A 13748-nucleotide genomic window follows, 5' to 3' on the forward strand; every position below is an offset into this window, starting at 1 on the left:
TTCTCTGCTGCAGCGAGCGGCAGACACGAAAGGGCGGTAGCGGCTGGGTGGTTTCAGCCGGGTTTTAAAGCCCTTTGCGTGATGCGATCTTTAACAATTCACAGCCGATAAGTGTGGGTGCTTGATGGCGACGCACGATGACCTCTCGGGGTCATTGCATAGCGAAAGTATCAAGTGTCTCACACAGTATTGAAGGGTCTCTTTAGAGAGATCCAACTGTCAGTACGTTGAGTGAGCGACCGGTTCTTTAGCAGGAAACTGCGGAACCGAAAACAGTAACAGGCATTGAACTGAAGAGTTTGATCCTGGCTCAGATTGAACGCTGGCGGCATGCCTTACACATGCAAGTCGGACGGCAGCGCGGGGGCAACCCTGGCGGCGAGTGGCGAACGGGTGAGTAATACATCGGAACGTGTCCTGGAGTGGGGGATAGCCCGGCGAAAGCCGGATTAATACCGCATACGCTCTATGGAGGAAAGCGGGGGATCTTCGGACCTCGCGCTCAAGGAGCGGCCGATGGCGGATTAGCTAGTTGGTGGGGTAAAGGCCCACCAAGGCGACGATCCGTAGCTGGTCTGAGAGGACGACCAGCCACACTGGGACTGAGACACGGCCCAGACTCCTACGGGAGGCAGCAGTGGGGAATTTTGGACAATGGGGGCAACCCTGATCCAGCAATGCCGCGTGTGTGAAGAAGGCCTTCGGGTTGTAAAGCACTTTTGTCCGGAAAGAAAACTTCGTCCCTAATATGGATGGAGGATGACGGTACCGGAAGAATAAGCACCGGCTAACTACGTGCCAGCAGCCGCGGTAATACGTAGGGTGCGAGCGTTAATCGGAATTACTGGGCGTAAAGCGTGCGCAGGCGGTGATGTAAGACCGATGTGAAATCCCCGGGCTTAACCTGGGAACTGCATTGGTGACTGCATTGCTGGAGTATGGCAGAGGGGGGTGGAATTCCACGTGTAGCAGTGAAATGCGTAGAGATGTGGAGGAACACCGATGGCGAAGGCAGCCCCCTGGGCCAATACTGACGCTCATGCACGAAAGCGTGGGGAGCAAACAGGATTAGATACCCTGGTAGTCCACGCCCTAAACGATGTCAACTGGTTGTCGGGCCTTCATTGGCTTGGTAACGTAGCTAACGCGTGAAGTTGACCGCCTGGGGAGTACGGTCGCAAGATTAAAACTCAAAGGAATTGACGGGGACCCGCACAAGCGGTGGATGATGTGGATTAATTCGATGCAACGCGAAAAACCTTACCTACCCTTGACATGTACGGAACCCTGCTGAGAGGTGGGGGTGCCCGAAAGGGAGCCGTAACACAGGTGCTGCATGGCTGTCGTCAGCTCGTGTCGTGAGATGTTGGGTTAAGTCCCGCAACGAGCGCAACCCTTGTCCCTGGTTGCTACGCAAGAGCACTCCAGGGAGACTGCCGGTGACAAACCGGAGGAAGGTGGGGATGACGTCAAGTCCTCATGGCCCTTATGGGTAGGGCTTCACACGTCATACAATGGTCGGAACAGAGGGTTGCCAAGCCGCGAGGTGGAGCCAATCCCAGAAAACCGATCGTAGTCCGGATCGCAGTCTGCAACTCGACTGCGTGAAGCTGGAATCGCTAGTAATCGCGGATCAGCATGCCGCGGTGAATACGTTCCCGGGTCTTGTACACACCGCCCGTCACACCATGGGAGTGGGTTTTACCAGAAGTGGCTAGTCTAACCGCAAGGAGGACGGTCACCACGGTAGGATTCATGACTGGGGTGAAGTCGTAACAAGGTAGCCGTATCGGAAGGTGCGGCTGGATCACCTCCTTTCCAGAGCTTTGCGTCTTAAGTTGAGCACTCACACTTGTCGGCTGTGCATTGAAGGACAGGCTGAAGGGGTCTGTAGCTCAGTCGGTTAGAGCACCGTCTTGATAAGGCGGGGGTCGCTGGTTCGAATCCAGCCAGACCCACCATGTCGGCTGCCGTTAGCGCTTCAGCGCTTACGGAAGCCCCACCCCCGAAGGGGGCGGAAGGTGGAGAGCAGATCCCTTGAAAGTTGTCGTGCGGGGGATTAGCTCAGCTGGGAGAGCACCTGCTTTGCAAGCAGGGGGTCGTCGGTTCGATCCCGTCATCCTCCACCAATCCCCAATACAGAATCTGCTGGTCAGCTGACCGGAGATTGCGTATTGGCGATTGCGCCAGTCAGTATCGAGTGCGGTAGTAGCGCATATCGGCTGTCGTTCTTTAACAATCAGGAAGAAGCAGTAGTAAGAGATCAATGAAAGCGTCTCGAGATGGACGTGAGTAGATTGATCAGGGTTGTGATTGTATCGAAGTATTTTTTAGGGTCCTCGATAAGAGGGCGCTTGGAATACGGCACAACGCGAAAACTCAGCCTGTAGCGGAATGTGTACCCCCTTCGGGGGCGAGCCCAGTGTAAGCGCTAAAGCGCTAACGCTGGCCGCGAGACACACCCGTTATAGGGTCAAGCGAACAAGTGCATGTGGTGGATGCCTTGGCGATCACAGGCGATGAAGGACGCGGTAGCCTGCGAAAAGCGGTGGGGAGCTGGCAAACGAGCTTTGATCCACCGATATCCGAATGGGGAAACCCACTCCGAATGGAGTATCCGTAGCTGAATACATAGGCTATGTGAAGCGAACGCGGCGAACTGAAACATCTAAGTAGCCGCAGGAACAGAAATCAACCGAGATTCCCAAAGTAGTGGCGAGCGAAATGGGACCAGCCTGTACTCTTTATCTGCAGTGTTAGCCAAACGCTCTGGAAAGTGCGGCCATAGCGGGTGATAGCCCCGTAGGCGAAAACAGTGTGGAAGAACTAGGTGTACGACAAGTAGGGCGGGACACGTGAAATCCTGTCTGAAGATGGGGGGACCATCCTCCAAGGCTAAATACTCGTGATCGACCGATAGTGAACCAGTACCGTGAGGGAAAGGCGAAAAGAACCCCGGGAGGGGAGTGAAACAGATCCTGAAACCGCATGCATACAAACAGTCGGAGCCTCGCAAGGGGTGACGGCGTACCTTTTGTATAATGGGTCAGCGACTTACATTCAGTGGCGAGCTTAACCGATTAGGGCAGGCGTAGCGAAAGCGAGTCCGAACAGGGCGATTTTAGTCGCTGGGTGTAGACCCGAAACCAGATGATCTATCCATGGCCAGGATGAAGGCACGGTAACACGTGCTGGAGGTCCGAACCCACTAGTGTTGAAAAACTAGGGGATGAGCTGTGGATAGGGGTGAAAGGCTAAACAAATCTGGAAATAGCTGGTTCTCTCCGAAAACTATTTAGGTAGTGCCTCGTGTCTCACCTTCGGGGGTAGAGCACTGTCATGGTTGAAGGGTCCATTGCGGATTACTTCGCCATAGCAAACTCCGAATACCGAAGAGTGCAATCACGGGAGACAGACATCGGGTGCTAACGTCCGGTGTCAAGAGGGAAACAACCCAGACCGCCAGCTAAGGTCCCCAAATATGGCTAAGTGGGAAACGAAGTGGGAAGGCTAAAACAGTCAGGAGGTTGGCTTAGAAGCAGCCACCCTTTAAAGAAAGCGTAATAGCTCACTGATCGAGTCGTCCTGCGCGGAAGATGTAACGGGGCTAAGCCATATACCGAAGCTGCGGATGCGTGCTTTGCACGCATGGTAGGAGAGCGTTCCGTAAGCCTGCGAAGGTGCACTGGAAAGTGTGCTGGAGGTATCGGAAGTGCGAATGCTGACATGAGTAGCGATAAAGGGGGTGAAAGGCCCCCTCGCCGTAAGCCCAAGGTTTCCTACGCAACGTTCATCGGCGTAGGGTGAGTCGGCCCCTAAGGCGAGGCAGAAATGCGTAGCTGATGGGAAGCAGGTCAATATTCCTGCACCAGTGTGAAATGCGATGGGGGGACGGATCGCGGAAGGTTGTCCGGGTGTTGGAAGTCCCGGTCGCTGCGTTGGAGAAGGTGCTCTGGCAAATCCGGGCACAGGATTCAAGGGCGTGGCGCGAGCTCCTTAGGGAGCGAAGCAACTGGAAGGGGTTCCAGGAAAAGCCTCTAAGCTTCAGTTTCACATTGACCGTACCGCAAACCGACACAGGTGGGCGAGATGAGTATTCTAAGGCGCTTGAGAGAACTCGGGAGAAGGAACTCGGCAAATTGGTACCGTAACTTCGGGATAAGGTACGCCCTTGTAGCTTGACTGGCCTGCGCCAGGAGGGTGAAGGGGTTGCAATAAACTGGTGGCTGCGACTGTTTAATAAAAACACAGCACTCTGCAAACACGAAAGTGGACGTATAGGGTGTGACGCCTGCCCGGTGCCGGAAGATTAAATGATGGGGTGCAAGCTCTTGATTGAAGTCCCGGTAAACGGCGGCCGTAACTATAACGGTCCTAAGGTAGCGAAATTCCTTGTCGGGTAAGTTCCGACCTGCACGAATGGCGTAACGATGGCCACACTGTCTCCTCCCGAGACTCAGCGAAGTTGAAGTGTTTGTGATGATGCAATCTCCCCGCGGCTAGACGGAAAGACCCCATGAACCTTTACTGCAGCTTTGCATTGGACTTTGAACCGGTCTGTGTAGGATAGGTGGGAGGCTATGAAGCGTGAACGCCAGTTTGCGTGGAGCCGTCCTTGAAATACCACCCTGATCTGTTTGAGGTTCTAACCTTGGACCCTGAAGCGGGTTCGGGGACAGTGCATGGCAGGCAGTTTGACTGGGGCGGTCTCCTCCCAAAGTGTAACGGAGGAGTACGAAGGTACGCTAGGTACGGTCGGAAATCGTGCTGATAGTGCAATGGCATAAGCGTGCTTGACTGCGAGACTGACAAGTCGAGCAGGTGCGAAAGCAGGTCATAGTGATCCGGTGGTTCTGTATGGAAGGGCCATCGCTCAACGGATAAAAGGTACTCTGGGGATAACAGGCTGATACCGCCCAAGAGTTCATATCGACGGCGGTGTTTGGCACCTCGATGTCGGCTCATCTCATCCTGGGGCTGTAGCCGGTCCCAAGGGTATGGCTGTTCGCCATTTAAAGAGGTACGTGAGCTGGGTTTAAAACGTCGTGAGACAGTTTGGTCCCTATCTGCCGTGGGCGCTGGATATTTGAAGGGACCTGCTCCTAGTACGAGAGGACCGGAGTGGACGAACCTCTGGTGTACCGGTTGTCACGCCAGTGGCATCGCCGGGTAGCTATGTTCGGAAGAGATAACCGCTGAAAGCATCTAAGCGGGAAACTCGCCTTGAGATGAGATATCCCCGGGGCTTCGAGCCCCTTGAAGGGTCGTTCAAGACCAGGACGTTGATAGGTCAGGTGTGGAAGCGCAGTAATGCGTTAAGCTAACTGATACTAATTGCCCGTAAGGCTTGATCCTATAACCGGTGTGTTTTACGTGACGGCTTGGCGCTTTAGCGCCTGGCCCGGAACCACCCCCGCAAGGGGGCAAGGTGACCGTTAGTGCTTCAGCACTTACGGACATCCCGCCCCCGTAGGGGGTAGCGCAAACAGACGGTTGAGTGATCAGTGTTGTGCCAGACAACACAACCTCTTACCAAAGCTTCTTCCCGATTGGTTCTGCTGCCCCAAAAACGCAGCAGAACAACCCGTCATGCCTGATGACCATAGCGAGTCGGTCCCACCCCTTCCCATCCCGAACAGGACCGTGAAACGACTCCACGCCGATGATAGTGCGGATTGCCCGTGTGAAAGTAGGTAATCGTCAGGCTCCCCAAAGCAAACACAAACCCCGCCCACCAAAGGCGGGGTTTGTGCGTTTACGGCAATTAAAGACCGTCAGCGTCCTGGCACTCAGGTGCTCTCAAGCACTCACCGTCAAGCCATAGCGATTGCGCTTAGCGCGCCAGGAATCGCTGCGCCAACCTCACCCAGTACGTCGACCCGACCGGCAGCAACTCGTCGTTGAAGTCATAGCTCGCGTTGTGCAGCATGCATGGCCCGTCGCCGTGTCCCATCTCGCGATGATCGCCATCTCCATTGCCGAGGAACGCATAGCATCCCGGCTTCGCTTCCAGCATGAACGAGAAGTCTTCGGCGGTCATCGTCGGCTCGATCGGATCGATGACGTTTTCCTCCCCGACGATTTCCTTCATCACCATCGCCGCAAACTTTGTCTCTTCGCTGGTATTGACCGTCGGCGGGTAATTGCGTCGAAACGTCAGTTTGGCCGAACACTCATACGCTTCCGCGATACTCTCCACGATCTTGTGCATACGCGACTCGATCATGTCGAGCGTCTGCGTCGTGAACGTGCGCACGGTCCCGGCGAGCCACGCCTCGTTCGGCACCACGTTCACCGCATCGCCCGCATGAATCTGCGTAATCGACAGGACCCCGGTATCGATCGGCTTCTTGTTGCGCGTGATGATGCCCTGCAGACCATTCGCGATCTGCACAGCCGTGAAGACCGGGTCGCGCCCGTTATGCGGCAAGGCTGCGTGAGCGCCCACGCCCTTCACCTCGATCCGGAATTCATTACTCGACGCCATGATCGGCCCGTCGGTCACGCCGAAGTGTCCGGCGCCAAGACCCGGCCAGTTGTGGATGCCGAACACCGCATCGACAGGAAATCGCGTGAAGAGCCCATCGTCGATCATAGCCTTAGCGCCGGCGCCGCCTTCTTCGGCCGGCTGGAAGATAAACACGATCGTGCCGTCGAAGTCGCCATGCTTCGCGAGGTAGCGCGCGGCGCCGAGCAGCATCGCCGTGTGTCCATCGTGTCCGCACGCGTGCATCTTCCCGTCGTTGCGGGAACGGTGATCGAACGTATTGAGCTCGAGAATCGGCAACGCATCCATATCGGCGCGCAAGCCGATCGAGCGCGTGCCATTGCCACGCTTCAATACGCCGACGACGCCGGTTTTACCGAGTCCGCGATGGACTTCAATTCCCCAACCGGACAACGTCTTCGCCACCAGATCGGACGTGTGCGTCTCTTCATAACGCAGTTCAGGATGCGCGTGAATCGTTCGTCGAAGGGACTGAATTTCGCCATGCGCGGACTGGATTTCAGGGATAAGTTTCATGATGAAAGGTGCGCTAGCTGCCGGAAGTGATTTGAGCGAGCGACGACCGAGTCTCACCGGCGCCGGATAATCATTTGATTCTACGCCGATCGATATTTCTGACAGCGCGACAACCGACGCTCCGAACGTTGTGGCAGGCCGCCATATGGGCGGCGAACATAATAAAATCGATCTTTCACGTGCATTTCGCCGAAGCAAACTACCCACGCAAGCCGGACCGACCAGTAACCGGCGCCGACGATCGACACCGATAGAAGCGACACGGGCAAAAGCAACACCAGCAAAAGCAACACCAGCAAAAGCAACACCAGCAAAGCAACACCAGTAAAGCAACACCAGTAAAGCAACACCAGTAAAGCAACACCAGTAAAGCAACGCCAGTAAAGCAACGCCAGTAAAGCAACGCCCGTAAAGAACGCCGGTAAAGCAACGCCAGTAAAAGCCGCACCGGCAAATTGGAGCCAGCAAGCCGGTACCAGCAAGCCGTATCACCGAAGCAGCGCCAGCACGCCGCCGCAGCAGCCCGCGACCGGCCACCGGCATCAGCCAACTCCAGATCCAGCCGCACGCACGCACAAACCCACACGCATTCAGAAGAGAACAGGCCCCACTTCCATGAACGCTCCCACCGAATTCGCCCGCGCGGTCTGTCCGCACGATTGCCCGGATACTTGCGCGATGCGTGTGACCGTCGAAAACGGCCGCGCCATCAAGGTGACCGGCGATCCCGACCACCCGCCGACGCAGGGTGTGCTGTGCACCAAGGTCAGTCGCTATGCGGACCGCGTGCACCACACGAGCCGCCTGACCACGCCAATGAAACGTGTCGGCAAAAAAGGCGAAGGGCGTTTCGAGCCGGTTACATGGGACGAAGCATTTGCACTAGCAGCCACGAAGCTGTCCGAAATCGCAGCGCGCGCGCCCGAAGCAATCGTCCCCTACAGCTACGCCGGCACGATGGGCCTCGTGCAGGGCGACAGCATTGCGCAGCGGTTCTTCCACAAGCTCGGTGCGTCGCAGCTCGATCGCACGATTTGCGCGTCCGCAGGCGCGGCAGGTCTCAAATACACGTACGGCGCAGGTCTCGGCATGCTCACCGAGTTCTTCTCCGAAAGCGAATTGATCCTGATCTGGGGCGCCAATCCAATCGCGTCGAACCTGCATTTCTGGACGCGCGCGCAAGAAGCCAAGCGCAATGGCGCCCGCCTGATCGCCATCGACCCCTACCGGTCGCTCACGGCCGAAAAGTGCCATCAGCACATCGCACTCAGGCCCGGCACCGACGGCGCACTCGCGCTCGGGATCATGCATGTACTCATCACCGAAGACTTTCTCGATCACGCGTATATCGCCGACCACACGCTCGGTTTCGAGCAGTTGAAGGCGCGCGCGCTCACCTACACGCCGGAACGCGTCGCGGAGATTTGCGGTCTGGAACAAACGGAGATCGTGGAACTTGCGCGTCTTTACGGCAAAACCCGCAAATCCGCGATCCGTCTCAACTATGGCATGCAGCGTGTGCGCGGCGGCGGCAACGCGGTGCGCGCGATTGCCAGCCTGCCGTCGCTGACCGGCGCGTGGCGTGAGCGCGCGGGCGGCGCACTGTTGTCGTCATCGGGATGGGCGCCGGTCGATTCGTTCGCGCTGGCCCGGCCCGATCTGATGCCGGGCTGGCCATCCGCACCATCGCGCGTCATCAATATGAACGCGATCGGCGATGCGTTGCTTCACCCCGGCGACACCAGCAACGCCAGCAACGTCGGCAACACCAGCACGAACACCGGATTCGGCCCAAAGGTCGAGGCAATCATCGTCTACAACTCAAATCCGGTCGCCGTTGCGCCCGATTCCGAGCGCGTGGCCGCAGGCTTTGCTCGCGAAGATCTCTTCACGATCGTCCTCGAGCACTTCCAGACCGACACCGCCGACTACGCCGACCTGCTGCTCCCCGCCACCACGCAGCTCGAGCACCTCGACATCCACAAGTCGTACGGCCACACGTACGTGATGGCGAACCTGCCCGCGATTGCACCGATCGGCGACGCGAAGCCGAACACCGAGATTTTCCGGGGCATCGCGCGCGCCATGGGCCTCACCGAACCGGCGCTCTTCGAGACCGATGAAGACGTCGCCGCGGCGGCCTTCCGCTGGGACGACGCTGCGCTCGAGGGTGTCGACTGGCCGGCACTCAAGCACGCCGGCTGGGCAAAGCTGCATGTGCCGGACGCGCCGTTCGCGAACGGCGGCTTTCGCACGCCGTCGGGCAAATGCGAGTTCTATAGCGAACGGCTCGCGCAACAAGGCCTTGATCCGCTGCCCGACTATCTGCCGCCGTACGAGTCGGCCGAAAATGCGCCCGAACTCGCGTCCCGCTATCCGCTCGCAATGATCTCTCCGCCCGCGCGCAACTTCCTGAACAGCACTTTCGTCAACGTCGAAAGCCTGCGTTCGACTGAAGGCGAGCCGCATCTCGACATCCATCCCGCTGATGCTGAGCGCCGCGGCATCAGCGAAGGAAACCACGTGCGCATCTTCAACGACCGCGGTTCGATGCAGGCGCGGGCCCGCGTGACGGACAAAGCACGCGAAGGGCTCGTCGTCGGCCTGTCGATCTGGTGGAAGAAGCTCGCACCGGACGGCCGCAATGCGAACCAGGTGACGAGCCAGGCATTAACCGATCTCGGTGGTTCGGCGACGTTCTATGACTGTCTCGTCGAAGTCGAACGCGCTTAACGCGCAAGCAATGCATAAGTAACGCATAAACCCGGGCGTCATTCGCAAAGCAAAGTAACGCAATGCATCGCCAGCAATGACGCCCGGTCCAAAACATAAAAAGCACAAGACGAAACGCGGCCTTACCCATCCGCACGCAAGCCGCCGCCCCCACCACCCAAAGGCGAAGCAACCGAATCATCTGGCCAATCGCGCAACGAAATAACCCGCCCCCGCACCCACAGTTCTTTCCCTCGCCTATATATATGCATGCGTGGACAAGCCAAACGGAATGACCGCCGCGGGCAGGTGTTCTTCCGTTTCGAGGCCATCGTCTAAACCGGTGGTTACCCGAAATAAAGTGCGGAAAAACGCGTGCTACGATGCGCTGCCTTTCGCACGATCATTCGAAAACATAGCAGCAATATCAACCATCGCGCATGGGACCGGAGAAACACCGTATGCAGAAGATCTGGCTGAAATCGTACCCACCCGGCGTGCCGGCGGAGATTGATCCAACGCAGTACGCATCGGTGGCCGATCTACTTGAAGAAAGCTTCCGCGAATATCGCGACAAGCCCGCGTTCGCGTGCATGGGCAAATCAATTTCCTACCGCGAACTCGACGAATTCTCGCGCCGCCTGGGCGCGTGGTTCCAGTCGAAGGGACTCGAGCGCGGCGCGCGCATCGCGATCATGATGCCGAATGTGCTGCAGTACCCGATCGCGATCGCGGCGATTCTGCGCGCGGGCTATGTCGTCGTAAATGCGAATCCGCTCTACACCCCGCGCGAACTCGAATATCAGATGAAGGACAGCGGCGCACAGGCGATCATCGTGCTCGAGAACTTTGCGGCGACCGTGCAGGCGGTGATCGGCAACACGTCGATCAGGCATGTGATCGTCGCGTCGATGGGCGATCTGCTGGGGCTGAAAGGGCACATCGTCAATTTCGTTGTGCGGCGCGTGAAGAAGTTGGTGCCTGCGTGGAGCTTGCCCGGTCACGTGCGCTTCAACGACGCGCTCGCGCAGGGCGCGCGCGCGACCTTCAAGCCCGTCCAGCAAGGTCAGCAAGACATCGCGTTTCTGCAATATACGGGCGGCACGACCGGGGTATCGAAGGGCGCGACGCTCACCCATCGCAATCTGATCGCCAATGTGCTGCAGTCCGCGGCGTGGCACGAACCGGCTCGCGTCGCGCGGCCCGACGTCACGCAAACGGTCACGGTCGCCGCGCTGCCGCTCTATCACGTGTTCGCGCTGACGGTCTGCGGCTTGATGCCGATCCGCCAGGGCGGCCTCGTCGTGCTGATTCCGAACCCGCGCGACATCGGCGGCATGATCAAGTCGCTGCAGGGCTACCAGATCACGACGTTGCCGGCCGTCAACACGCTCTACAACGCAATGCTTAACCATCCGGATTTCGACAAGCTCGACTTCTCGAACCTGATGGTCGCGAACGCGGGCGGCATGGCTGTGCAGAAGGCCGTCGCCGAGCGCTGGTTCGCGCGCACGAAGACGCCGATCATCGAGGGTTATGGCTTGTCGGAGACCTCGCCGACGGTCAGCTGCAATCCGGTCACGGCCACCGAGTACAACGGCACGATCGGCCTGCCGGTGTCGTCGACGGAAATCTCGATTCGCGACGACGACGGCAACGAAGTGCCGCTCGGTCAGCCGGGCGAAGTCTGCATTCGCGGTCCGCAGGTGATGGCCGGCTACTGGAACCGACCCGATGAAACCGCGAAAGTGATGACCGCGGACGGCTTTTTGCGCTCCGGCGACATCGGGCTGATGGACGAGCGCGGCTACGTGAAGATCGTCGATCGCAAGAAGGACATGATTCTCGTGTCGGGCTTCAACGTTTATCCGAACGAAGTCGAGGATGTGGTCGCGAAGCATCCGGGCGTGTTCGAAGTGGCGGCGGTCGGCGTGCCTGACCCGCAGTGCGGCGAAGCGGTGAAGCTCTTTATCGTCAAGAAGGACGAAAAGCTGACCGATGCGGACATCATCGCGTTCTGCAAAGACCAGCTCACGCCTTATAAGCGGCCGCGCATCGTCGAGTTCCGCAAGGAATTGCCGAAGAGCAACGTGGGCAAGATTCTGCGCCGCGAGTTGCGCGACGGCCGCGCATAACGCGGCCCACGCGGCCCGGCCGAACAAGGAGGCGCCTTCGAAAAGGGCGCCTCTTTTTTTATTTCGCAGCGATCTCCAGGGAATCCGAAAGTTTTATGTGCAAAGGAACTGGACGATGCGCGCCGCGCCACGACGTGCCACAGCGCGCCGCGTCGGACGACGTCTCGTGGTCTCCCGCCGTTGCCGGATGTTTCCTTTCCGCAACATGGTCTAAAATTGATGTTTGGTTACCAAAATCCCCTATTTTGAGGGCTCGAATGCACGGAATCCGGTCGCATTCGAGAGATCGGTCTGACTGGAGGAGCAGGATGCTGCTTGACGACTTGATTACGGAGTTCGACCGCGGATTGCGATCGATGACAGGCGTGTCGCGCATGAGTCGCCCGATGCCGGTGCCGGCCCGACCGGCCGATCCCGCCGCTACGGCAGATGCAGCCGATGCGGCAGACGTCGGCGATTCCGCCGAACGCGTCGAAATGACCGCGCAGGAGCGCGCGCACGCGGCGGGGCTCATGCGTGTCAATCATGTCGGCGAAGTCTGCGCGCAGGCGCTCTATCAGGCGCAAAAGCTCGCCACACGTTCTCCATCCTTGAAGCAGGCCTTCGAAAACGCCGCGCGCGAAGAGGAAGATCACCTCGCGTGGACCGCGAAACGCCTCGAAGCGCTCGATTCGCGCCCCAGTCTCCTGAACCCGCTGTGGTACGCAGGCGCGCTCGCAATCGGCTTCGCCGCGGGGCGTTTCGGCGATCGCGTGAGCCTCGGCTTCATGGCCGAGACCGAGCGCCAGGTCGAGCATCATCTGAACGGCCATATGGAAGCACTGCCGGCCGCGGACCACGAATCGCGCGCCATCGTCGAGCAGATGCGCGCCGACGAAGCAGCGCACGGTAAAGCAGCGATGGACGCAGGCGGTGTCGAGCTGCCTTTTCCCGCGCGTGCGCTGATGCGCGCGGCGTCGAAAATCATGACGACCACCGCGTACCGTATCTAAAGCATCTAATCTTTTTACCTGAAAACGGCCTTTGGACGGCGATTACCACGCCGTCCTTTACCTTGCCTGAATCGCGCTCGACTCCCACCGCCGACATCCGCGTGTTTGTTCGCTTTGCACGCCGGATCCCGCCCCTCTGAAGCCCTGAAAACCGCGCTTTTTCGCCCGACTTCTCAAGTACTACCTTCACAAGTTCCACTATCTGATTCATTTATAACGATTTTCCCGTTTACGTCTGACTTGAAGGACTGTCGCTAAGTCCTTGTTCTATCAAACAAAATTCGTTAAAAATCGGCCCGCCTCCCTTGACCCGTGTATGGGGTTACTCTAAAGTGGGAGACAGTGTGAGAAAGTGTATTTTTGTGTGATCTACACGCGTATTTCAGGTAAGTTTTCAAGACTGGGCGGCGTCTTACAACGCCCTCACAAAGGGGAGTTGAAGTGTTCCAAGGGGCGTCAGCGCTGACACTCGATGCGAAAGGGAGAATGTCGATCCCGGCTCGCTATCGTGATGCGCTGCAAGGACAGGCAGAAGGCCGGGTGACGATTACCAAGCACCCGGACGGCTGCCTGTTGCTGTTTCCGCGCCCCGAGTGGGAGGTCTTTCGCACGAAAATCGCCGCGCTGCCGATGGAAGCGAAGTGGTGGCAGCGGATCTTTCTCGGCAATGCAGCCGACGTCGAACTCGATACGGCCGGGCGCGTGCTCGTGTCACCCGAATTGCGCATCGCCGGCTCGCTTGAAAAAGACGTGATGTTGTTAGGAATGGGAAGTCACTTCGAGTTGTGGGACGCACAGACCTACAACGCGAAGGAACAGGCGGCGATGGCGCAGGGCATGCCCGAAGCGCTGAAGAACTTCACATTCTGACCGCGGGTGATCGAC

6 protein-coding genes, 2 tRNA genes and 3 rRNA genes are annotated in these 13748 nt (G+C 58.3%); 9 read left to right on the plus strand and 2 right to left on the minus strand.

All coding sequences use genetic code 11. From position 1 onward, the window contains the following. The first annotated feature begins 287 nt into the window (after positions 1–287). The 5 genes from KZJ38_RS03775 (at position 288) to rrf (ending at position 5706) form a co-directional block, all read left to right on the plus strand. Positions 288–1818: ribosomal RNA gene (locus tag KZJ38_RS03775) — 16S ribosomal RNA — on the plus strand. A 66-nt stretch (positions 1819–1884) separates the two neighbouring features. Continuing rightward, positions 1885–1961 (plus strand) — tRNA-Ile (locus tag KZJ38_RS03780). Positions 1962–2053: 92 nt separating this feature from the next. Further along, positions 2054–2129: transfer RNA gene (locus tag KZJ38_RS03785), tRNA-Ala, on the plus strand. 342 nt (positions 2130–2471) lie between these two features. Beyond that, positions 2472–5355: ribosomal RNA gene (locus KZJ38_RS03790) — 23S ribosomal RNA — on the plus strand. Between the two features lie 237 nt (positions 5356–5592). Next, a 5S ribosomal RNA gene (gene rrf / locus KZJ38_RS03795) occupies positions 5593–5706 on the plus strand. Together the 16S, 23S and 5S rRNA genes with 2 tRNA genes alongside form the textbook arrangement of a ribosomal RNA operon. A 127-nt stretch (positions 5707–5833) precedes the next feature. Here rrf and KZJ38_RS03800 read toward each other — a convergent pair. Both KZJ38_RS03800 and KZJ38_RS03805 read right to left on the minus strand, forming a co-directional pair. Beyond that, complete coding sequence (locus KZJ38_RS03800) at positions 5834–7024, minus strand: M20 aminoacylase family protein (RefSeq protein WP_219798844.1); 1191 nt, start codon at positions 7022–7024, stop codon at positions 5834–5836. An 80-nt stretch (positions 7025–7104) separates the two neighbouring features. Beyond that, a complete protein-coding gene (locus tag KZJ38_RS03805; RefSeq protein WP_219798845.1) occupies positions 7105–7506 on the minus strand; it encodes a hypothetical protein in 402 nt (133 codons plus the stop codon). 133 nt (positions 7507–7639) lie between these two features. On the opposite strand from KZJ38_RS03805, the gene KZJ38_RS03810 reads away from it, so the two are divergent. The 4 genes from KZJ38_RS03810 (at position 7640) to mraZ (ending at position 13733) form a co-directional block, all read left to right on the plus strand. Next, complete coding sequence (locus KZJ38_RS03810) at positions 7640–9757, plus strand: molybdopterin-containing oxidoreductase family protein (protein WP_219798846.1); 2118 nt, start codon at positions 7640–7642, stop codon at positions 9755–9757. 440 nt (positions 9758–10197) lie between these two features. After that, complete coding sequence (locus KZJ38_RS03815) at positions 10198–11871, plus strand: long-chain fatty acid--CoA ligase (RefSeq protein ID WP_219798847.1); 1674 nt, start codon at positions 10198–10200, stop codon at positions 11869–11871. 308 nt (positions 11872–12179) lie between these two features. After that, positions 12180–12863 (plus strand): 2-polyprenyl-3-methyl-6-methoxy-1,4-benzoquinone monooxygenase, encoded by a 684-nt coding sequence (gene coq7 / locus KZJ38_RS03820; protein ID WP_219798848.1) that lies wholly within the window; start codon positions 12180–12182, stop codon positions 12861–12863. Between the two features lie 441 nt (positions 12864–13304). Next, positions 13305–13733 carry a division/cell wall cluster transcriptional repressor MraZ gene (gene mraZ / locus KZJ38_RS03825; protein WP_075158241.1) on the plus strand — a complete coding sequence of 143 codons (429 nt, stop codon included), beginning with the start codon at positions 13305–13307 and terminating at the stop codon, positions 13731–13733. Positions 13734–13748: the final 15 nt, after the last annotated feature.

The organism is Paraburkholderia edwinii, from assembly GCF_019428685.1.
GTDB lineage: Bacteria > Pseudomonadota > Gammaproteobacteria > Burkholderiales > Burkholderiaceae > Paraburkholderia > Paraburkholderia edwinii.

Bases quoted from the DNA above. Each gene is read 5' to 3' on its own strand.
- KZJ38_RS03815 (WP_219798847.1), top strand. From the start codon at position 10,198: ATGCAGAAGATCTGGCTGAAATCGTACCCACCCGGCGTGCCGGCGGAG.
- KZJ38_RS03810 (WP_219798846.1), top strand. From the start codon at position 7,640: ATGAACGCTCCCACCGAATTCGCCCGCGCGGTCTGTCCGCACGATTGC.
- coq7 (WP_219798848.1), top strand. From the start codon at position 12,180: ATGCTGCTTGACGACTTGATTACGGAGTTCGACCGCGGATTGCGATCG.
- KZJ38_RS03800 (WP_219798844.1), bottom strand. From the start codon at position 7,024: ATGAAACTTATCCCTGAAATCCAGTCCGCGCATGGCGAAATTCAGTCC.